This is a genomic window from Pseudoduganella sp. R-32 (assembly GCF_049913245.1).
GTDB lineage: Bacteria > Pseudomonadota > Gammaproteobacteria > Burkholderiales > Burkholderiaceae_D > Rugamonas.
On sequence record NZ_CP183987.1, the window covers coordinates 1,553,505 to 1,571,347 of the forward strand.

Annotated in this window: 19 protein-coding genes; 12 read left to right on the forward strand and 7 right to left on the reverse strand. The window is 62.7% G+C overall.

Annotated elements, in window-relative coordinates:
• Positions 1 to 83: 83 nt before the first annotated feature.
• On the forward strand, positions 84 to 587 hold the full coding sequence (locus tag ACN9MU_RS07315; protein WP_426321392.1) for a DUF6985 domain-containing protein: 504 nt from the start codon (positions 84 to 86) through the stop codon (positions 585 to 587).
• 23 nt (positions 588 to 610) lie between these two features.
• A complete protein-coding gene (locus tag ACN9MU_RS07320) occupies positions 611 to 1,078 on the forward strand; it encodes a DUF4275 family protein (protein ID WP_426321394.1) in 468 nt (155 codons plus the stop codon).
• A gap of 562 nt (positions 1,079 to 1,640) precedes the next feature.
• On the opposite strand, the gene ACN9MU_RS07325 is transcribed toward ACN9MU_RS07320, so the two are convergent.
• Genes ACN9MU_RS07325 through ACN9MU_RS07335 form a run of 3 tightly spaced genes read right to left on the reverse strand, consistent with a single transcriptional unit; the run spans position 1,641 to position 3,836 of the window.
• Entirely contained in the window at positions 1,641 to 2,423 is a 783-nt protein-coding gene (locus ACN9MU_RS07325) for a BPSS1780 family membrane protein (RefSeq protein WP_426169058.1), read from the reverse strand.
• Positions 2,424 to 3,380 carry a homoserine kinase gene (locus tag ACN9MU_RS07330; RefSeq protein WP_426321398.1) on the reverse strand — a complete coding sequence of 319 codons (957 nt, stop codon included), beginning with the start codon at positions 3,378 to 3,380 and terminating at the stop codon, positions 2,424 to 2,426.
• 36 nt (positions 3,381 to 3,416) lie between these two features.
• Positions 3,417 to 3,836, reverse strand: coding sequence for a hypothetical protein (locus ACN9MU_RS07335; RefSeq protein ID WP_426169063.1), 420 nt, complete (start codon positions 3,834 to 3,836; stop codon positions 3,417 to 3,419).
• A gap of 109 nt (positions 3,837 to 3,945) precedes the next feature.
• Here ACN9MU_RS07335 and polA point away from each other — a divergent pair, with 109 nt between their 5' ends.
• The 7 genes from polA (at position 3,946) to ACN9MU_RS07370 (ending at position 12,230) form a co-directional block, all read left to right on the forward strand.
• Positions 3,946 to 6,699 (forward strand): DNA polymerase I, encoded by a 2,754-nt coding sequence (gene polA / locus ACN9MU_RS07340; RefSeq protein WP_426344362.1) that lies wholly within the window; start codon positions 3,946 to 3,948, stop codon positions 6,697 to 6,699.
• A gap of 143 nt (positions 6,700 to 6,842) precedes the next feature.
• Positions 6,843 to 7,718: a dienelactone hydrolase family protein gene (locus ACN9MU_RS07345; RefSeq protein ID WP_426169068.1), complete on the forward strand. Its 876-nt coding sequence runs from the start codon at positions 6,843 to 6,845 to the stop codon at positions 7,716 to 7,718.
• A gap of 130 nt (positions 7,719 to 7,848) precedes the next feature.
• Positions 7,849 to 8,562: a ZIP family metal transporter gene (locus ACN9MU_RS07350; protein WP_426169071.1), complete on the forward strand. Its 714-nt coding sequence runs from the start codon at positions 7,849 to 7,851 to the stop codon at positions 8,560 to 8,562.
• 53 nt (positions 8,563 to 8,615) lie between these two features.
• On the forward strand, positions 8,616 to 9,218 hold the full coding sequence (gene tagH, locus ACN9MU_RS07355) for a type VI secretion system-associated FHA domain protein TagH (RefSeq protein ID WP_426321401.1): 603 nt from the start codon (positions 8,616 to 8,618) through the stop codon (positions 9,216 to 9,218).
• Positions 9,219 to 9,229: 11 nt separating this feature from the next.
• Positions 9,230 to 10,000, forward strand: coding sequence for a PP2C family protein-serine/threonine phosphatase (locus ACN9MU_RS07360; RefSeq protein ID WP_426169075.1), 771 nt, complete (start codon positions 9,230 to 9,232; stop codon positions 9,998 to 10,000).
• Positions 9,997 to 11,763 carry a serine/threonine-protein kinase gene (locus ACN9MU_RS07365; RefSeq protein ID WP_426344363.1) on the forward strand — a complete coding sequence of 589 codons (1,767 nt, stop codon included), beginning with the start codon at positions 9,997 to 9,999 and terminating at the stop codon, positions 11,761 to 11,763. Before ACN9MU_RS07360 ends, ACN9MU_RS07365 begins: the two co-directional genes overlap by 4 nt.
• Positions 11,760 to 12,230, forward strand: coding sequence for a TssQ family T6SS-associated lipoprotein (locus tag ACN9MU_RS07370; RefSeq protein WP_426321405.1), 471 nt, complete (start codon positions 11,760 to 11,762; stop codon positions 12,228 to 12,230). Before ACN9MU_RS07365 ends, ACN9MU_RS07370 begins: the two co-directional genes overlap by 4 nt.
• A gap of 3 nt (positions 12,231 to 12,233) precedes the next feature.
• Here ACN9MU_RS07370 and ACN9MU_RS07375 read toward each other — a convergent pair whose 3' ends face one another.
• Entirely contained in the window at positions 12,234 to 12,419 is a 186-nt protein-coding gene (locus ACN9MU_RS07375) for a hypothetical protein (RefSeq protein ID WP_426169083.1), read from the reverse strand.
• A 152-nt stretch (positions 12,420 to 12,571) separates the two neighbouring features.
• Here ACN9MU_RS07375 and ACN9MU_RS07380 point away from each other — a divergent pair, with 152 nt between their 5' ends.
• Positions 12,572 to 13,369 carry a hypothetical protein gene (locus ACN9MU_RS07380; RefSeq protein ID WP_426344364.1) on the forward strand — a complete coding sequence of 266 codons (798 nt, stop codon included), beginning with the start codon at positions 12,572 to 12,574 and terminating at the stop codon, positions 13,367 to 13,369.
• A gap of 134 nt (positions 13,370 to 13,503) precedes the next feature.
• Here ACN9MU_RS07380 and ACN9MU_RS07385 read toward each other — a convergent pair whose 3' ends face one another.
• The 3 genes from ACN9MU_RS07385 to ACN9MU_RS07395 form a co-directional block, all read right to left on the reverse strand.
• Positions 13,504 to 14,358 carry a sulfurtransferase gene (locus tag ACN9MU_RS07385; RefSeq protein WP_426321409.1) on the reverse strand — a complete coding sequence of 285 codons (855 nt, stop codon included), beginning with the start codon at positions 14,356 to 14,358 and terminating at the stop codon, positions 13,504 to 13,506.
• Positions 14,359 to 14,439: 81 nt separating this feature from the next.
• Positions 14,440 to 15,354 carry a DMT family transporter gene (locus ACN9MU_RS07390; protein ID WP_426321411.1) on the reverse strand — a complete coding sequence of 305 codons (915 nt, stop codon included), beginning with the start codon at positions 15,352 to 15,354 and terminating at the stop codon, positions 14,440 to 14,442.
• Positions 15,354 to 16,454 (reverse strand): aromatic ring-hydroxylating oxygenase subunit alpha, encoded by a 1,101-nt coding sequence (locus ACN9MU_RS07395; RefSeq protein WP_426321413.1) that lies wholly within the window; start codon positions 16,452 to 16,454, stop codon positions 15,354 to 15,356. Before ACN9MU_RS07395 ends, ACN9MU_RS07390 begins: the two co-directional genes overlap by 1 nt.
• A gap of 261 nt (positions 16,455 to 16,715) precedes the next feature.
• Between ACN9MU_RS07395 and ACN9MU_RS07400 the strand changes: the two genes are divergently transcribed.
• Both ACN9MU_RS07400 and ACN9MU_RS07405 read left to right on the forward strand, forming a co-directional pair.
• Complete coding sequence (locus ACN9MU_RS07400; protein ID WP_130315456.1) at positions 16,716 to 16,955, forward strand: exodeoxyribonuclease VII small subunit; 240 nt, start codon at positions 16,716 to 16,718, stop codon at positions 16,953 to 16,955.
• Entirely contained in the window at positions 16,952 to 17,842 is an 891-nt protein-coding gene (locus ACN9MU_RS07405; RefSeq protein WP_426344365.1) for a polyprenyl synthetase family protein, read from the forward strand. Before ACN9MU_RS07400 ends, ACN9MU_RS07405 begins: the two co-directional genes overlap by 4 nt.
• The last annotated feature ends 1 nt before the right edge of the window (position 17,843 follow it).

Genomic DNA, 17,843 nt, shown 5'->3' on the forward strand with positions numbered 1-17,843 from the left:
CTCAAACTTTCTAACCAGCGCACGCTAGAGCCTCAGTTATGTCTTCCGAAAGATTATCGTTTTCCTGTGTCAACGACACATTGATGGTTGCACGCGTCAGCGGTCAACGTTGGGGAGAGATTAATTTTCAGGCTGCCGACCGTCAGTTGGATATCTACTTGATTTACGCTCCTTACGGGCGCGAACCTGTTCCTTTATCGGAGCGGGAAATGGAAATCGTGGAGTGGGTGCTTGAGAACTCCGAAGAAATTGGCCACTCGATTGTTGATGCGGTTCATAGCAACTGCGCAGAGTTGCTGGCCACCAGTTCATCTACGCGAAAACACGACAACCCATTGCCCAACATTCAGTCAAGGGAAGAGGTGCTACGTCATATTAGTCTCAATGCGATATATATCCATCACTTGCCAGATGTGCCAGGTACGATCATTGGTGCGGAACTGGGCTGCACGTGGGACCGCTGGGGCGTTGGTGTGTTGTTGTCGGGAAGTACTGTGCTCCGCGTTGGTTCTCTCGAAACGGCGTTCTCTGAGTCGCTGGCGCGGCAATATGCCAGCGAGCCATCTGGGACGAAGGCTTCGGATTGACCTGCGGCTGACTAGGGAAGCGTATGCGGATTAAGGAAATGGTTCATCCGGGCAGCGTAGTGCGCCAGTTCTCCGAGGCGGAGGCGAGCCAGCTTGCGGACGACTGGCTCGCGGTATTCGGCAATAACCGGCAGGGCGCCAACACGAAGGCATACCTCTGGCATGTTTTCAGCGGTGCGCGCTATCCGAGTATTGCCGGCGCCGAAGCAATTCAGCAATACGAGCAACAGGCGGGCATGGAGTTCGTCGTCCTGGCGAATGATCGCAAACTGGCCTTTGTCACCGATTTGCTCCCCACGTCATCTTCGCTCGCCGACTACTATGTGTTCCCGCCAAACTTCGCGTGGACCATGGCATTTACGCACGAAGACGGCTGGCTGGGCCCGTACTTTGCGCGCCATCCTGACTTTGTGAAACTGGATGCTGAAAATCAGTTCAAGCTGGAGAAGCGGCGCCAGGCCGAGGCCGCGCGTCGGAAAGGATGGGCCTAAGGGATTTATGATCGGGTGGAATGAGCGCATTCAAGGCTTGCCAGCAGCGGCGGCACGGGCGGGTCGGACCCTTGGGTCTGACCCTGGGTTACCGGGTTTGCACTTTTGGGATGAGACAATTGCGGTCGCGGCGATCATGCGGCCTGTGCGCCAGCCTGACTTTTGCACTCTTTCGATTTTCAAACCAGAACCGGTAAATCAGGGTCAGACCCAAGGGTCAGACCCGATACGCGACGGTCGCTGACTTCGGTATTCCCGATGAAATTGCAGATCTCCACCTTGCTGTTCTTAGCTCTCATGACGAATACTTTTGCCGCTGAAGTTGGGCGGCCTGGCGAGCTTCTCGGATGTTGGGGCGGTAGTGAGGGTGAGACTCGTTTCAGCGATGGCGTGGTGCAGCGAACTACTACGGAGTGCACGCGCTTCTACTCGGATTCGGAAATTTTCGTGACGTGCGCTGGGCCGAGTCCAGGCCAAACCTCATGGCTCATACTCGAGTACCAGGTGGAATCTCCCTCAACATACACGCAGCAGCCTCGAAGAGGCAGCCATTTCGAGGCAATTATTGACCTGGCGCCGCTCCCGGCAGCGCCGGCTCGCCAAAAATAGCCTTGTAAGCGGCGTATACCGAGCATTGGATGACCATGACGAGTACCATCAGCGACGATTGCAGCACTGCCATGCCCAGCAGGGTCTTGCCGAGCAGGAGCAGCACCACATTAGTCAGCAGCATCACAATCGCCACCCAGCATACGAAATACAGCAGGAAGGCACGCAGCGCTCGCCAGACGGCAAAGAAGCTGTAGAACAGCGCTTTGCCGACCCGCATTTGCTGCCAGAAGATCAGCGGCGCGGCGAACAGCATCGCCATGCTGAGCGGCAGCGACAGCAGGAAGATCACAAACATGGCCCAGCCGAAGTTGCCGTTGGCAGCCGCGGCCGCTGCTGCTGCATCCGGCTTTGCCTGCTGCTCCGCCAGCTGGCGCATCGTGTCCATGCCGACCACGGACGCAAACAGCATGGCCAGCAGGGCCAGCACCAGGACGAACAGCGCCCCCAGTCCGGCCAGGCGCGGGAAAATCGGTTTCTGGAAGACCGGGCGCAGCATTTCCGGCGTCAGGCTTTGCTTGCGATCGGCGGCGGCGCAGGCCTGCACGAAGACTGCGGTGAATACCGGCGCCAGGATCATTGGCAGCCATTGCCCCAGCAGGGGAATAATTCCCAGCACCACACCCGCCACCAGGTAGGCCAGCATCAATAGCATCAGCCCGCCGGGCTGTTTGCGGAAGATGGCGAAGCCTTCGCGAATCCAGGCGACGCCTGCGCTGGCGGGGATGTTACTCATTTAATACAACTCCGGGGCCGGAACGGCAATGCGTGTGCGCAGGATGCGCTCAAAGTGGGTCGGGTCGTGCGGCGTCAGCATTTCGGCGGCGCGCGGCAAATAAAAATCGTACAGGCGCGACAGCCAGAAGCGCAAGGCGCCGGCGCGCAGCAGGGCCGGCCACAGCGAATGCTCGGTGGCGGTGAAAGGCCGCACCGCGTGGTAGGCGTCCAGCATGGCGCGCACGCGTGCTTCGTCGAGGGCGCCGGTCGCCAGGTCGATGCACCAGTCGTTGACGGTCACTGCGACGTCGAACAGCCAGCTATCGCAGCCGGCAAAGTAGAAGTCGAAGAAACCGGTCAGGCGCTCGCCGTCGAACATCACGTTGTCGCGGAACAGGTCGGCGTGCACCGGGCCGCGCTGCAGGGCGTGGTAGTCGTCGGAGGCGTGCAGCGCTTCCTGGAACTTCATTTCATCGTGCAGCAGGTGGGCTTGTTCCAGCGCCAGGTGCGGCAGCACGGCGGCGGTGGCTTCGCGCCACCATGGCAAGCCGCGCAGGTTGGGCTGCTGCAGGGCGAAGTCCTGGGCGGCCAGGTGCATGCGCGCCAGCATGGCGCCGACCGCAGCGCAGTGCACCGGTTGCGGCGCCATTTGCGGCTTGCCTTCCAGCTTGGAGACGATGGCGGCCGGCTTGCCGTGCAGCGGCACGCAAAGTTCGCCCTGGTCGTTGGGGACGGGCGCCGGCACCAGCACGCCGTGGTCGGCCAGGTGGCGCATCAGCTGCAGGTAGAACGGCAGCTGCTCGAACGTCAGGTTTTCAAAAATCGTGAGCACGAACTCGCCGCGCTCGGTAGTCAGGAAAAAATTGCTGTTCTCGATGCCGGACGCGATGCCTTTCAGCGCGAGGGCTTTGCCAAGGGGGAATTGCTTGATCCAATGGCCGACATCTTCCAGTGAGACCGGGGTAAAAACTGCCATGAGAAACCAGGTTAAGTGTTCGTACGGGGCGCGCGCTTACTTGGTCGGCGCGGCCGGCTGGGCTGGCGGTGGAGGTGGCGGCGGGCCGTCTTCCTTTTCCGCTTCCTCGGCAGAGCGTTTCTTCTTCTTGCTGAGGAGGTCGAACTCCAGCACAGTCCACTGCGGGCCACGGTTGGCCGAGCCGGCTGCATCGCCGGGCAGTGCGCTGCCAGCCGGGGTATTCGGCTTGACGGTATACGTGCTTCCGCCGCTCTTGACCTTGGCTTCGGTCACGCGGCCACCTTCGCGCTTTTCCACAATCTTGGTTTCCCGGCCCGGCTTGGCCGTGACGGTGACCGGATTGTCCACTTCCTCGATGCGTTCCAGTTGCTGCGGCTGGGGCGGGGCAGACTGCGCCAGGGCGCCGGAGGCCAGCAGGACTAGGGGGAGGGCAAGCCAGGAAGTGTGGGCGCGCATGATGGGATTTCGTTCAATTTATTGGTTTGACCATTGTATCAAATGCCCTCCTGTCCCGTTGTAAAACTCTGCGATAATGGAATATTGAGATTTACACCACTCCCCTGCTATGCAAAAGACCCTGTTGCTGGTCGATGGTTCCAGCTACCTGTACCGTGCCTTCCATGCCTTGCCTGACCTGCGCAGTGCCGAAGGCTATCCAACCGGCGCCATGCATGGCATGGTCAATATGCTGCGCCGCCTGCGCGCCGATTTCCCGGCTGCCTACATTGCCTGCGTCTTCGATGCCAAGGGCAAGACTTTCCGGGACGATATGTATCCCGACTATAAGGCGACCCGGGCGCCGATGCCGGACGACCTGCGCCTGCAGATCGAGCCTATCCACGAAGCGGTGCGCGCCATGGGCTGGCCGATCCTGATGGTGGAGGGGGTGGAAGCGGACGACGTGATCGGCACCCTGTCGGTGCAGGCTGAGCAGGCCGGCCTGGACGTGGTGATTTCCACCGGCGACAAGGACCTGGCCCAGCTGGTGACGCCGAAAGTCATGCTGATCAACACCATGACCAATGAAAAGCTGGACGAGGCGGGTGTGCTGGCCAAGTTCGGCGTGCCGCCGAACCGCATCATCGATTACCTGACCCTGATCGGCGATACCGTCGACAACGTGCCGGGCGTGGCCAAGTGCGGCCCGAAAACCGCGCTGAAGTGGCTGCAGGAGTACGACAGCCTGGCCGGCATCATGGAAAACGCCGACAAGATCGGCGGCGTGGTGGGCGGCAACCTGCGCGCGGCGCTGGAATGGCTGCCGAAGGGGCGCGAGCTGATTACCGTGAAGACCGATTGCGACCTGTCGGCGCACATGATGTCGATTTCCGAGTCGCTGGGCGCCAAGGATGAAGACCGCGAACAGCTGGTCGCCTTCTTCACCAAGTACGGCTTCAAGACCCTGCTGCGCGAGCTGTCCGGCCTGACCCCGGCCGCGCCGGCACCGGGCAGTGCTGCCGCTGCCGTGCCGGCACCGGGCGCCACGGCCGACCTGTTTGCCGCGCCGCCGGCGACCATCAGCTACGAAACCGTGCTGACCGAAGAGCAGTTGAAAGCATGGCTGGCGCGCATCGATGCCGCCGCGCTGACCGCGCTCGATACCGAAACCACTTCGCTGGAACCGATGTTGGCCGAAATGGTCGGCATTTCGCTGTCCACCGAGCCTGGCATTGCCTGCTACATTCCGCTGGCGCACCGTTACCCTGACGCGCCGCAGCAGCTGCAGCGCGACTGGGTGCTGTCGAAGCTGAAGCCCTGGCTGGAAGACGGCAGCAAGCCGAAACTGGGCCAGAACCTGAAGTACGACGCGCACGTCTTCGCCAACCACGGCGTGACCCTGCGCGGCATCGTGCACGACACGCTGCTGCAATCGTACGTGTTCGAGTCGCACCGCACCCACGACATGGACAGCCTGGCGCTGCGCCACCTGAACCACAAGGCCATCGCTTACGAAGAAGTGTGCGGCAAGGGCGCCAGCCAGATCGGCTTCGACCAGGTTGAAATCGGCCGCGCCACCGAGTACGCGGCGGAAGATGCCGACATCACGCTGCGCCTGCACCTGGCCATGCACGGCCAGGTCTCCGGCGACGAAGGCCTGACCCGCATCTACAACACCATCGAGCTGCCGACCGCCGTGGTGCTGCAGAAGATCGAGCGCAACGGCGTGTTGATTGATGCCGCCCTGCTGGCGACCCAGTCCAACGAACTGGGGGCGCGCATCCTGGAACTGGAGCAGAAAGCCTACGAGCTGGCAGGGCAGCCGTTCAACCTCGGCTCGCCCAAGCAGATCGGCGAGATCTTCTTCACCAAGCTGGAACTGCCGGTGGTGAAAAAGACCCCGAGCGGCGCGCCATCGACCGATGAGGAAGTGCTGCAAAAGCTGGCGGAAGATTATCCGCTGCCGAAAGTGCTGCTGGAATACCGCGGCATGGCCAAGCTCAAGTCGACCTATACCGACAAGCTGCCAAAGATGATCAACAGGCTGACCGGCCGCGTGCATACCAACTATGCCCAAGCGGTGGCGATCACAGGCCGCCTGGCGTCCAACGATCCCAACCTGCAGAACATTCCGGTGCGTACCGCCGAAGGCCGCCGCATCCGCGAAGCATTCATCGCGCCGCCTGGCGCGCACATCGTGTCGGCCGACTACTCGCAGATCGAGCTGCGCATCATGGCCCATATTTCAGGCGATGAAGCGATGCTGCGCGCCTTCCACGAAGGCGAAGACATCCACCGCGCCACCGCCGCCGAGATCTTCGGCGTGGCGCCAGCCGATGTGCAGCCGGAGCAGCGCCGTTATGCCAAGGTGATCAATTTCGGCCTGATCTACGGCATGAGCGCCTTCGGCCTGGCGGCAAACCTTGGCATCGACCGCACCGCCGCGCAGAACTACATTGACCGCTATTTCGCCCGCTTTGCCGGCGTCAAGCGCTACATGGACGAAACCCGCGCCGAAGCCAAGGCGCAAGGTTATGTGCAGACCGTGTTCGGCCGCCGCTTGTGGCTGCCGGAGATCAACTCGCCAAATGGCCCGCGCCGCCAGGGCGCCGAACGCGCGGCGATCAATGCGCCGATGCAGGGCACGGCGGCGGACCTGATCAAGCTGGCCATGATCGCGGTGCAGGACTGGATCGAGCGCGAAGGACTGGCGACCAAGATGATCATGCAGGTGCATGACGAGCTGGTGCTGGAAGTGCCGGACGCCGAACTGGCCTTGGTCAAGGACATGCTGCCGAAGCTGATGGCCGGCGTGGCCGAACTCAAGGTGCCGCTGGTGGCCGAAGTGGGCGTTGGCTGCAACTGGGAAGAAGCCCACTAAGCCGACTGGTAGCCCTCGAGCCGTTGTTTTGCCTGTGCCATTTCCTGTGGGGCTGACAGAATTTGGCAATCGGGTTGACAATTTTTGTCATATTCAGGCTGCTGCAATTGTCATTCAATTAATATTCCCAACAATTAAACCGCATGCAGGATTTGCAAAACGACGCCAAAGCGCTGATTGGCCCAGCAGAAGGCATGGATCGCCGCGATTTCATCAAGGCTGCCTTGGGCACCGGTTTCGCCACCGCTGTGATGCCGGTGCAGGCGCAAACCGTGATCAGCACGGATACCACGGGCCTGACTGCCGGCACCATCCAGATCCAGGTCGGCGGGCAAACCGTCCCGGTCTACCGCGCCCAGCCGGAAGGCAAGACCAGGCTGCCCGTGATTCTTGTTGTTTCTGAAATTTTCGGCGTCCACCAGCACATTGCCGACGTGACGCGCCGCTTGGCCAAGGCGGGATACCTGGCGCTGGCGCCGGACCTGTTCGTGCGCCAGGGTGACGCAAGCCGCGAGCAATCCATCGCTGACCTGATGGCTAACATCGTCCGCAAGACCCCCGATGCTGACGTGATGGGCGATCTGGATGCCGTTGTGGAGTGGGCGCACACTAACGGCGGCGATGCCAGCCGGCTGGGTATCACCGGCTTTTGCTACGGCGGCCGCATCACCTGGCTGTACAGCCACCACAACCCGCAAGTCAAAGCCGGCGTCGCCTGGTATGGCCGCCTGGTGGGGGAACGCACTGCCGCCTGGCCCGCGCTGCCGGTCGACATTGCGCCAACCCTGAAAGTGCCGGTACTGGGGCTGTACGGCGGCAAGGACCAGGGCATCACGCTTGCTTCGGTGGAGCAGATGCGCGCCGCCCTGGCGCAAGGAAGCGGCAAATCCACCATCCACGTCTATCCCGATGCCCCGCACGGCTTCAACGCAGACTACCGTCCGGAATATCGCCCGGACGCGGCGCAGGATGGCTGGCAGCGCACGCTAGCGTGGTTCCAGGCCCACGGCGTGGCCTAAGTTAGCGAAAAATGCTGCAGGGCGGTAAAATGCCCGGTTTGCACGCGAAGGAAGCACCATCGACCCCGTCCTGACCTCCATCCTGCTGGCCACCACGATTGCCGGCGTTGCCAGTATCACGGCAGCGGCGGTGTTTTCGTTCGCCCTGCTGTCGAAGGTGGTCGAAAAGATGGTCAGCCTGTCGGTCGGCATCATGCTGTCGACCTCGCTGCTGCACGCGCTGCCGGAAGCGTTTGAATCGGGCACCGACCCGCGCCACCTGTTCGGTGCGCTGCTGGCCGGCCTGCTGGCCTTCTTCCTGCTTGAAAAGCTGGCAATCTTGCGCCATTCGCACCATCACGAGCATGACGGCCACCACCACCATCACGGCCACGACAAGGCGGAAGCCGGCCGTGCAGGCTGGATGATCCTGCTGGGCGACGGCATGCACAATTTCACCGATGGCATCCTGATCGCGGCGGCCTTCCTGGCCAACCCGCAGCTTGGCATCGTCACTGGGGTAGCCATCATCGCCCATGAAATCCCGCAGGAAATCGGCGATTTCATCGTGCTGCTCAATGCCGGCTTTTCACGCACCCGGGCCTATGTCTACAACCTGCTGTGCAGCCTGTTGTCCGTCGCCGGCGGGGTGCTTGGCTACTACACGCTGGACAAAGCTACCAACCTGATCCCCTTCGTGCTGGTGTTTGCCTCATCGGGTTTCATCTATATCGCGGTCAGCGACTTGATGCCGCAAATGCAACGCCGCGCCACCATGCGCGAAACCATCCCCCAAGTTGTCTTAATTGCACTTGGTGTTGTAATTGTGCTTTTCCTGACCGCCGGTGCGCACAATACGCACTGATTAGTTACGTGCGGGCATCATTTTTGCTACGCTACGGGGGATAGGAGATCCACATGCAAGAAACTTCGACCGAACACCACACTGCCGATGCCCTGATGGCTGCGTTCCAACGCGGCGCCGGGGTGCAACCGAACTGGCAACTCACGCCAGAATTCATGGAAATGCTGGGAAAACTGGTCGGTACCTCGATCAGCGGTGCGCATAGCCTGCTGCTGAATCGCGCTGAGCTCAAGCGCAATATCCACGCCGACGCAACGGTCGTCGTCGTACGCAACAACAATCCCCTGAAGTTCCTGCCTGACAGCCAGGCTGCCAAGACCCAGATGCTGCGCAAGAAAATGCCTGGCTTCATGGGCCCGGTGGAAGCGCTGGAAGATGCCTTTGCCGACCTCTCCGCCCACCAGGCCTGCGTCAAAGCCGGCATGGAGGGCGCCGTGGCGGAAGCGTTGACGCGCCTTTCGCCGAAAGCGGTCGAGGAGCAGCAGAAGCGCAGCGTGCTGGGCACGGTGCTGCCGCTGGCGCGCAAGGCCGCCCTGTGGGATAGCTACCGCGCCAGGCATGCAGACCTGGCCAAGGCCTGCGAGTCCAACTTCAACGGCACGCTGGGCGATGCTTTCCTGAGCGCCTATGAGCGCCGCCAGGACGAGATGGAATAAGGGAGTCAGCCATGGCCGATATGCCCCAGCGCATTGCGCTCAGCGTCGCGGAGGTTTCCTCCGTCGGCGGACGTGCATCCAACCAGGATGCCATTGGCCGTGCCGAGCGCGGTGAACTGGTGTGCTTCGTGGTCTCCGACGGCGCGGGCGGCCATGAGGGAGGCGAAATCGCCTCCCAGATCGTGGTGCAGGCGGTTTTGTCCAACTTTGGCGCGCGGCCCGACTTCAGCGCCGACGCCACGCCGGCCATGGTGGCCGAAGCGGCTATTGCGGTGGCCCGCAGCAAGAGGGAGCGCCCGGCGCTGCAGGGCATGAGCGCCACGGTGGCGCTGGCGCTGGTCGATCGTGCCGGCGCCCAGGCGACGTGGGCGCATATGGGCGACACCCGCATCTACCTGTTCCGCCGCGGGCGCCTGCTGCATGCCACGCGCGACCACAGCATGGTGCAGCAGATGATCGACGCCGGCCTGGCCGCCGGCGCCGACCCGCGCAGCCATCCCAAGCGCAATGTGCTGTATGCTGCCATTGGCACTGAGAACGAAGTGCAGCCGTCCGTGATGCCGCCGATGGCGCTGCGCGCGGGCGACGCGATCCTGATCTGCACCGACGGCCTGTGGGAATGGGTCGCCGAGCCGCAGATGGAGTTGTTGCTGGCGAAAGCGGGCAGCGCGCAGGAATGGCTGTCCGCCATCTGCACCCTGGCCGACGAGCGCGCGGGCCTGGTGCACAAGGCCCGCGATAATTTCAGCGCGCAGGCAATTTTTATCGGTGAAGCTCCATGAACAAAGCAGTCGAACTGCCTAACAGCCTGCCAATCGGCACCCGCGTCGCGGAATTCGAGATCCGCGAAGTGATCGGTGAAGGCGGTTTCGGCATCGTCTACCTCGCCTTCGACCACTCGCTGCAACGCACGGTGGCCATCAAGGAATACATGCCGTCGGCGTTGGCCGCGCGCGCCAACGATCACACGGTGACGGTGCGCTCCAAGCGCCATGCGGAAGCATTCGAGGCCGGCTTGCGCAGCTTCATCAACGAAGCGCGCTTGCTGGCGCAATTCGACCACCCGGCGCTGGTCAAGGTGTACCGCTTCTGGGAATCGAATGGCACGGCCTACATGGCCATGCGCTATTACGAAGGGAGCACTTTCAAGGCGGTGATTCGCGACAATCCGGAGCTGGTGAACGAAGCCTGGCTCAAGCGACTGCTGCAGCCGGTGCTGGGCGCGCTGGAAGCGCTGTATGCGGCCAAGATCCTGCACCGCGACGTTTCGCCGGAAAACATCATGATCCAGCCGGATGGCCAGCCGGTGCTGCTCGACTTCGGCGCGGCGCGCCAGATCGTGCAGGACATGGCACAGTCGCTGACCGTGATCCTGAAGCCGGGCTTTGCGCCGGTCGAACAGTATGCCGATGACGAATCGATGCGCCAGGGCCCGTGGACCGATATCTATTCTCTGTCGGCCGTAATGTACGCCGCCATCACCGGCAAGGCGCCGCCGGCAGCGGTGGCGCGCATGCTGAATGACCCGATCGAGCCGCTGGCGATCAGCGGGCGCGAAGGCTACAGCAACCAGTTCCTGGAAGCGATCGACCGCGGCATGGCCGTGCGTCCGGAGATCCGGCCGCAATCGATCGCCGAATTTTCCTCGCTGCTTGGTTTTGACGCTGCTGCGCCGGCCGCGGCGCCCGCCGCCGAGGGCAGCAATGCAGCAGCCGACGCCGCTGCCGACGGCGCAAATGCCAGCGCCGCCGGCGACGCCAGCGCAGCGCCAGAGAGTGCGCCGCGCCGCCATCGTTCGCGCTCGGCCCGCAATGCCGAGAAAGGCGGGCCGGCAGCAAGCGAAGCCAGCGCCAGTTCAAGCCCGAGCGCCAGTTCGCCGTTCGACTCCGGCTCGCGCTCGAGCCGCAACAAGACCAGCAGCAAATCGGGCAGCAAGTCGGGCCGGCAGGCAATGCCGGTCGCACGCAGCTCGCGCCCGTCAAACAATATGATCGCTGGCGGCCTTGTCGTGCTGGCTTTGCTCGTTGGCGGCATTTCGTGGCTGGCCGACGGCAGCCCGGTCAAGCCGGCCGCGCCGGAAGTAGCCAGCGCGCAGGTGCCGGCCGCTGGCAGTGCCGGCAGCGAAGCGCCGGCCAGCGCAGCATCGGCCGGCACAGAATCGGCCAGCGCGATTGCCGCAGCCAGCACGCCGCCTGCCGAGCCACAGCTTGCAGTTGCCGGCAGCAGCACTAATGCAGCGTCGACCTCCGGCGCCGCGCCGGTCGCGGCACAGGCGGCATCGGCCGGCGCAGCGCCAGGCGCCGCAGCCGCGAGCGCAGAAGCTGCCGCGCCGACTACCGGCACGCTCAGCATCGCTGTGCAGCCCTGGGCTACAATCTACGTCGACGGCGTCCAGAAAGGCATCACACCGCCTTTGAAGAAACTGACGCTGCCGCTGGGCGAGCACGAAGTGCGCCTCGAGAACCCCAACTTCCAAGCCTATGTCCAGAAAGTTAATGTGGACGCCAGGAAGCCGGTCACCATCAAGCATGACTTTGCACAATGAAGAATAAGATTTTCCTGATCGCGGCCGCGCTGGTGCTGGCCGGCTGCGAATCCTTCGGGCCACTGCACGACAAGCCGGCGCACCCACCTGCAACGGCCAAGGAAGCGGCGCCGGCGCCGGTCAAGAAGGCCAGCCCGCCCCCTCCGCCAGCGGAGCCTGAAGTGCCCGATGCGCGCAAGGCGCTCAACGCGGGCATCGAGATGTACAAGGCCGGCAATTTCAACGGCGCGATCAAGCAGCTCACCGGACCGGAACTGGCCAATGCGGAAAAGCCGCTGCAGGTGGAAGCGCTCAAGTACACCGCCTTCAGCTACTGCGTCACCAACCGCGCCACGCTGTGCCGCCAGCAGTTCGCCAAAGCCTTCAAGCTGGACAGGTCCTTCGACCTGAGCCCGGGCGAAAAAGGCCATCCTCTGTGGACGCCTTCTTTCGAACGCGCCCGTAAGGAAGCCGCAAAAAAAAAGTAGTTGCTAATGAACGACGCGCAATGACGGGGTGTGACGCAGCAAGTTCATGATCTCTTCATCCCGGAAGCCATTCTGCTTCAGGAAGATCCAGGCATGAATGCTGCCCGCCTCCACGTTGATGCGCATGGCAATCTGGACGATGTCCTGGGTCTCGAATTGCGCGGCCGCCAATTCTGTTCTGATTTTCATATTTTTGCTCTCGCAACAAGTTCGTTATCCCCGACGAACTCCCAAGAACATAGTCACACGTTCCCATGCAAATTTCCAACGAAAAGCGAGCTGTTGCGGCAAGCACGCCACGTTGTAATACAGTTGTCACAATCTTTCCATAGGCTGGCATCATGATTTGGACAATGTTGAATACCTGGTACGCCCAGCGTCTCATGCAGCGCTCGCGGCACGGCAAGGCCCTCAAGGAACTACCGCCCGGCCTGTACAATTACTGGAAAAGCAGCGCACGTCTCGAATACCACGGCATCCCGACGGATGCCGTTTTTTTTGCCCGATCCGCGATTGGCCTGCTCGACTTTTTCGAATGCGCCGCACAGGGCAGGACGCCATGCGCCTTGCCCTCGAAGGCCGCCGACTCGGTCTGGCATGCCTGGCTGCGCCTATCGCCGCTCAAGCTGGAAGCGTTCTGCCGCAAGCACTTTGGTCGCGTGGTGCCGCATGTGGAAGGTTCTGCCATGGGCGGCAACCTGGATGAAGCGCTGGCGGTCTGCCTGGTCAGGGCGCGCCATGCGGAAGGACTGAACCGCGAAGGACCGCGGCTGCCGTCGCTCTTCCTGTTGGACAAGAAGCTGAATATGCCGCTTGGCTATGGCTACTCGGTCAAGCACGGACAGCCGGGTTACAGCCAGCTCGACGCACGAGGCCGGTTCGACCCAAACATCAACTGCCAACCGCAGATGGCTGCCGCCGGCTTGCTGACAGCGGGCCTGATCACGACCGCACAGTTCAACGACTTCGAGCAACGCGCCCGGCAGCAGGCTGCGAGCAGTGACAGCAGCGGCAGCAGTTGCGGCTCCGGCTGCGGCAGTTCGGTCGACTGCAGCGATGCCTCAAGTTCCAGTTGCGACAGCGGAGGCAGCAGCTGCGGCAGCAGTTGTGGCAGCAGCTGCGGCGGAGGCGGCGACTAACGCTACGCTCGAGCCCGTGTCACACCCTGGGGTCACACCCCAAGTGTGACACGGGCTCGGCTGTTCACGCAGATGAGGCCGTGTCACTGTCGGGGTGTGACCCCATGGTGTGACACGGGCTGGGCCGTGGGATTTCAGGCGGGGCCGGTGGCGACGGGACGGGTGCTGTCGGCGCACCATTCGGACCAGGAGCCGGGGTACAGCGCGGCACCTGGCAGGCCGGCGATTTCCAGTGCGAGCAGGTTGTGGCAGGCGGTGACGCCGGAGCCGCATTGCATCACGGCGCTGGCCGGCGCGCCGACTATCTGCTGCAGTTCCTGTTTCAGCACTGCGGGCTCTTTGAAGCGGCCGTCGGCTTGCAGGTTGTCCTTGAAGAAGCGGTTGCGCGCGCCGGGGATATGGCCGCCTACCGGGTCGATCGTTTCGTTCTCGCCGCGGAAGCGGTCGTTGGCGCGGGCGTCGACGACTTGCAGGCGTTTCGTGTCGAGATTTTCAAGCAGCTCGCCGACCGTTGCCGTGCGCACCAGCGTTGCCTGGTCGGCGAGCTTGCCGCGCGGGCGCTCGGTGATCGTCGTCACCAGGGGCTGGCCGGCGGCGCTCCACGCTGCCAGGCCGCCGTCGAGCACCGCTACCGCGCCATGCCCGACCCAGCGCAGCAGCCACCACAGGCGCGCTGCGTACATGCCGCCGTGTGCATCGTAGGCGACGACTTGCGTGTCGTCGTTGATGCCCCAGCGGCGCAGGGTTTCCAGCAGCGCTGCGCGTTCCGGCAGCGGATGGCGGCCGCGGAACACGCCTTCGGCGTCCTTCTTGGGGCCCGACAGGTCGGTGTCGATATTGGCGAATTGGGCGTTCTGGATGTGGCCTTTGGCAAAGGCATCGCGGCCGAAAGCGGGATTCATCAGGTCGTGGCGGCAGTCGAGGATGATCCATTGCGGGTCGTCCAGGTGCTGCGCAAGGGTGTTGGCGTCAATCAGGGTGGTATGCATGCAGTTTCCTTCAGTGTCGCTGGCAATGCTGGCGACTATAGCAGCTTAGCTCCGCGCATGACAGCGCGTGGGGCCGCCTGCTCAGACTTCACTGGCAATCGGGTCGGTTTCGGAAATGGCCTTGCCGCGATCCGTGCTGCGTGTGTTGTAGAACGTCGCGGCCACGCCGGACAGCAGGATGATCGCCATGCCTACCCAGCTTAACCAGCCGAAGCTGTCGCTGAACAGCAGGACGCCCCAGATGCTGGAGAACACAATCCCGGTGTACTGCAGGTTGGCTACCACCAGCGTCTTGCCGAGGCGGTAGGCGCGCGTCATTGCCACTTGCGCGGCGGTGGCGCACAGCCCCACGCCCAGTATCAGCAGGATGCTGCGCGAGTTGTCCAGCGGGTGCCAGTGCCAGCCGCTTTCCAGCAGGTGTCCGCTGAAACCGGCGAAGAGGTTGGTCACGCTGAAGAAGAACACCACGCGCGATTCGGGTTCGCCCGCCAGGCCCAGCTTGCGCACCTGCATATAGGCCATGGCCGACAGCACGGAGGAGCCGAGCGCCATCAGGGCCGGGCCCAGCTGGTTGGCGTCAAAGGCCGGCTGCAGCAGGCAGGTGACGCCGACAAAGCTCATGCCGACCGCCATGATCAGCGGCCATTCGACGCGGTTTTTCTGGTGCCACCAGCCATGCGCGAACAGCCACACGGCGATCCAGATCGGCGCCATGTAATTAAGCGTCATGGCCGTGGCCAGGGGGAGCTTGGCGATGGTGTAGTACCAGATCCAGAGGGAGAGCACGCCGACTGCGCCGCGCCAGAGGTGGGCCAGCGGCATGGTGGTCTTGAGGGTGCCGCCTTGCAGGCGCAGCATGGTGAACAGGATGATCATGCCGATCACTCCGCGGTACATCACCATTTCGGATACGCTGAATTCGTCGGACGCCAGTTTCACGCACACCCCCATGGCGGCGAACAGGAAACTGGCAACTAACATCCAGAGTGATTGCATCAGATGTCCAGTTTGCTCCGGTACCATTCATGGAAGTGCTGCATGCCGTCTTCCATCGGCGATTGGTAAGGGCCGGCGTCGTTTTCGCCGCGTTCCATGAGGATCTTGCGGCCGGCGTCCATGCGGGCGCCGATTTCATCGTCCTCGACGCAGGTTTCCATGTAGGCTGCGCGTTCGGCTTCGATGAATTCGCGTTCGAACAGCACGATTTCTTCCGGATAGTAGAACTCCACCACGTTGCGGGTGCGGTTCGGGCCTTCCGGCCACAGGGTCGATACCACCAGCACGTGCGGGTACCATTCGACCATGATGTTCGGGTACAGGGTGAGCCAGATCGCGCCGTGCTTCGGCGGTTCGCCGTTGCGGAACTTGAGCAGCTGCTCGTGCCATTTCTGGTAGGTGTCGGAGCCGGACTTCTTCAGGCCCCGGTTCACGCCCACGGTCTGCACGCTGTAGTCCTGGCCGAATTCCCAGCGCAGGTCGTCGCAGGTGACGAAGCTGCCCAGGCCCGGGTGGAACGGCTCGACGTGGTAGTCCTCCAGGTAGACCTCGATGAAGGTCTTCCAGTTGTAGTCGCAGTGGTGCACTTCCACGTGGTCCAGCATGTAGCCGCTGAAATCCAGGTCCTTCGTGACCGACAGGGCGCCCAGCTTGTCCATCACGTCGTAGCCGTTCTGCTCGAACAGCAGGCCGTTCCAGTTCTGAAGCCTGGCTTTCGGCAGGTTCAGGCACGGGGTGTCCGGGAAGTGCGGCGCGCCAATCAGCTCGCCCTTCAGGTCGTAGGTCCAGCGGTGCAGCGGGCAGACGATGGTGTCGGCATTGCCGCGGCCATTGAACATCAGCGCCTGGCGGTGGCGGCAGACGTTGGACAGCAGTTCGATGCCGTTGGCATTGCGGACCAGCATGCGGCCTTCATTTTCAGCCGCCAGCGTGGCAAAGTCGCCGATATTCGGCACCATCAGCTCGTGGCCGACGTAGCGCGGGCCTTTCTTGAACAGTTCCTGCATTTCACGCTGCAGCAGCGTTTCGTCAAAATAGACGTTGACCGGAAGTTGCGCGTTCGAACGCGCCAGCTTGGCGTGGCTACCCAGATCGGACATCCAAACCCCCCTTAATTAAATATCAAACCAAGAAGAGAAAGATCCGTAAAGACCTGAATTCAGATTATAAAAACGGTATTTCGGACAGAACCGGAGATTATAGCGCGGAATAGGCTATCTTCGCTGAACTTTCTGGGGTGGAGCGCCCCGCAGGCGGCGTGAATGTAATTGCAACGTTTCCGCCTGTTTAGAGGCCGCTTTTTAGACCGGATACAGGAGTTTGTTCTAAAATAGCGGGCTACACTAGTGTTATATAGCTTTATGACCAAGAAAATGAATGCGCCCGCCACCTTTGAGGAAGCGATGGCCGAACTGGCCCAGCTGGTCAGCCAGATGGAAGCCGGCCAACTGCCGCTGGAAGCTTCGGTGGCCGCCTATGCGCGCGGCTCCGAACTGGTGAAGTTCTGCGCCGGCCAGCTCGACAAGGTCGAAGCCCAGGTCAAGGTGCTCGAAGGCGATATGCTCAAGCCTTTCGCCGAAGGCGAGGAGGCAGCCCAATGAGCGCATCGTTCCAGGACTGGATGAAGACCATCCAGGCCGGCATGGAGCAGGACTTGTCGTCCTACCTGCCTGCCGAAGATGTAGTTCCAACCAAGCTGCATGCCGCCATGCGCTATGCCGTGCTCGATGGCGGCAAGCGCGTGCGTCCGCTGCTGGTGCATGCTGCCGGCGCCTTGTCTGGCGCCGATGCACAGGCCCTGAGCCGCGCCGCCGCCGCCTTGGAAATGATCCACGCGTATTCGCTGGTGCATGACGACATGCCCTGCATGGACGACGACGCGCTGCGCCGCGGCAAGCCGACCGTGCACGTGGCTTATGACGAAGCCACCGCGCTGCTGGTGGGCGATGCGCTGCAGGCGCAAGCCTTCGGCGTGCTGGCCGGCGTCGAATCGGTGCCGCCGCAACGCCTGGTCGGCATGCTGCGCCTGCTGGCCGATGCCGCCGGTTCGGCCGGCATGTGCGGCGGCCAGGCCATCGACCTCGATAGCGTGGGCGTCAGCCTGACGCTGGAACAGCTCGAGCGCATGCACCAGCTGAAGACCGGCGCGCTGTTGCGTGCCTCGGTCGTGCTGGGCGCGATGGCTGGGAAGGACTTGACGGATGCCGAGCTGGCGGCCCTGCACGATTATTCGCGCGCCATCGGCCTGGCCTTCCAGGTGGTGGACGATGTGCTCGACGCGACGGCCGATTCGGTCACGCTGGGCAAGACGGCAGGCAAGGATGCGGCGGACAACAAGCCGACTTACGTATCCATCCTCGGCCTGGAACCATCGATCGCCCTGGCGGAAAAACTGCGGCAGGATGCGCACGCTGCGCTGGCGCCGTTCGGAGAACAAGCTCTGCGCCTGCGTGAACTCGCAGACCTGATCGTGCAGAGGAAAGCTTAAA

What these genes read in the sequence shown, in the direction of transcription:
- tagH (WP_426321401.1), top strand. Translation starts at nt 8,616, where the DNA reads ATGCAAGAAACTTCGACCGAACACCACACTGCCGATGCCCTGATGGCT.
- ACN9MU_RS07320 (WP_426321394.1), top strand. Translation starts at nt 611, where the DNA reads ATGCGGATTAAGGAAATGGTTCATCCGGGCAGCGTAGTGCGCCAGTTC.
- ACN9MU_RS07335 (WP_426169063.1), bottom strand. Translation starts at nt 3,836, where the DNA reads ATGCGCGCCCACACTTCCTGGCTTGCCCTCCCCCTAGTCCTGCTGGCC.
- ACN9MU_RS07395 (WP_426321413.1), bottom strand. Translation starts at nt 16,454, where the DNA reads ATGTCCGATCTGGGTAGCCACGCCAAGCTGGCGCGTTCGAACGCGCAA.
- ACN9MU_RS07400 (WP_130315456.1), top strand. Translation starts at nt 16,716, where the DNA reads ATGACCAAGAAAATGAATGCGCCCGCCACCTTTGAGGAAGCGATGGCC.
- ACN9MU_RS07360 (WP_426169075.1), top strand. Translation starts at nt 9,230, where the DNA reads ATGGCCGATATGCCCCAGCGCATTGCGCTCAGCGTCGCGGAGGTTTCC.
- ACN9MU_RS07385 (WP_426321409.1), bottom strand. Translation starts at nt 14,358, where the DNA reads ATGCATACCACCCTGATTGACGCCAACACCCTTGCGCAGCACCTGGAC.
- ACN9MU_RS07390 (WP_426321411.1), bottom strand. Translation starts at nt 15,354, where the DNA reads ATGCAATCACTCTGGATGTTAGTTGCCAGTTTCCTGTTCGCCGCCATG.
- polA (WP_426344362.1), top strand. Translation starts at nt 3,946, where the DNA reads ATGCAAAAGACCCTGTTGCTGGTCGATGGTTCCAGCTACCTGTACCGT.
- ACN9MU_RS07375 (WP_426169083.1), bottom strand. Translation starts at nt 12,419, where the DNA reads ATGAAAATCAGAACAGAATTGGCGGCCGCGCAATTCGAGACCCAGGAC.
- ACN9MU_RS07370 (WP_426321405.1), top strand. Translation starts at nt 11,760, where the DNA reads ATGAAGAATAAGATTTTCCTGATCGCGGCCGCGCTGGTGCTGGCCGGC.
- ACN9MU_RS07345 (WP_426169068.1), top strand. Translation starts at nt 6,843, where the DNA reads ATGCAGGATTTGCAAAACGACGCCAAAGCGCTGATTGGCCCAGCAGAA.
- ACN9MU_RS07365 (WP_426344363.1), top strand. Translation starts at nt 9,997, where the DNA reads ATGAACAAAGCAGTCGAACTGCCTAACAGCCTGCCAATCGGCACCCGC.
- ACN9MU_RS07315 (WP_426321392.1), top strand. Translation starts at nt 84, where the DNA reads ATGGTTGCACGCGTCAGCGGTCAACGTTGGGGAGAGATTAATTTTCAG.
- ACN9MU_RS07325 (WP_426169058.1), bottom strand. Translation starts at nt 2,423, where the DNA reads ATGAGTAACATCCCCGCCAGCGCAGGCGTCGCCTGGATTCGCGAAGGC.
- ACN9MU_RS07405 (WP_426344365.1), top strand. Translation starts at nt 16,952, where the DNA reads ATGAGCGCATCGTTCCAGGACTGGATGAAGACCATCCAGGCCGGCATG.
- ACN9MU_RS07330 (WP_426321398.1), bottom strand. Translation starts at nt 3,380, where the DNA reads ATGGCAGTTTTTACCCCGGTCTCACTGGAAGATGTCGGCCATTGGATC.
- ACN9MU_RS07380 (WP_426344364.1), top strand. Translation starts at nt 12,572, where the DNA reads ATGATTTGGACAATGTTGAATACCTGGTACGCCCAGCGTCTCATGCAG.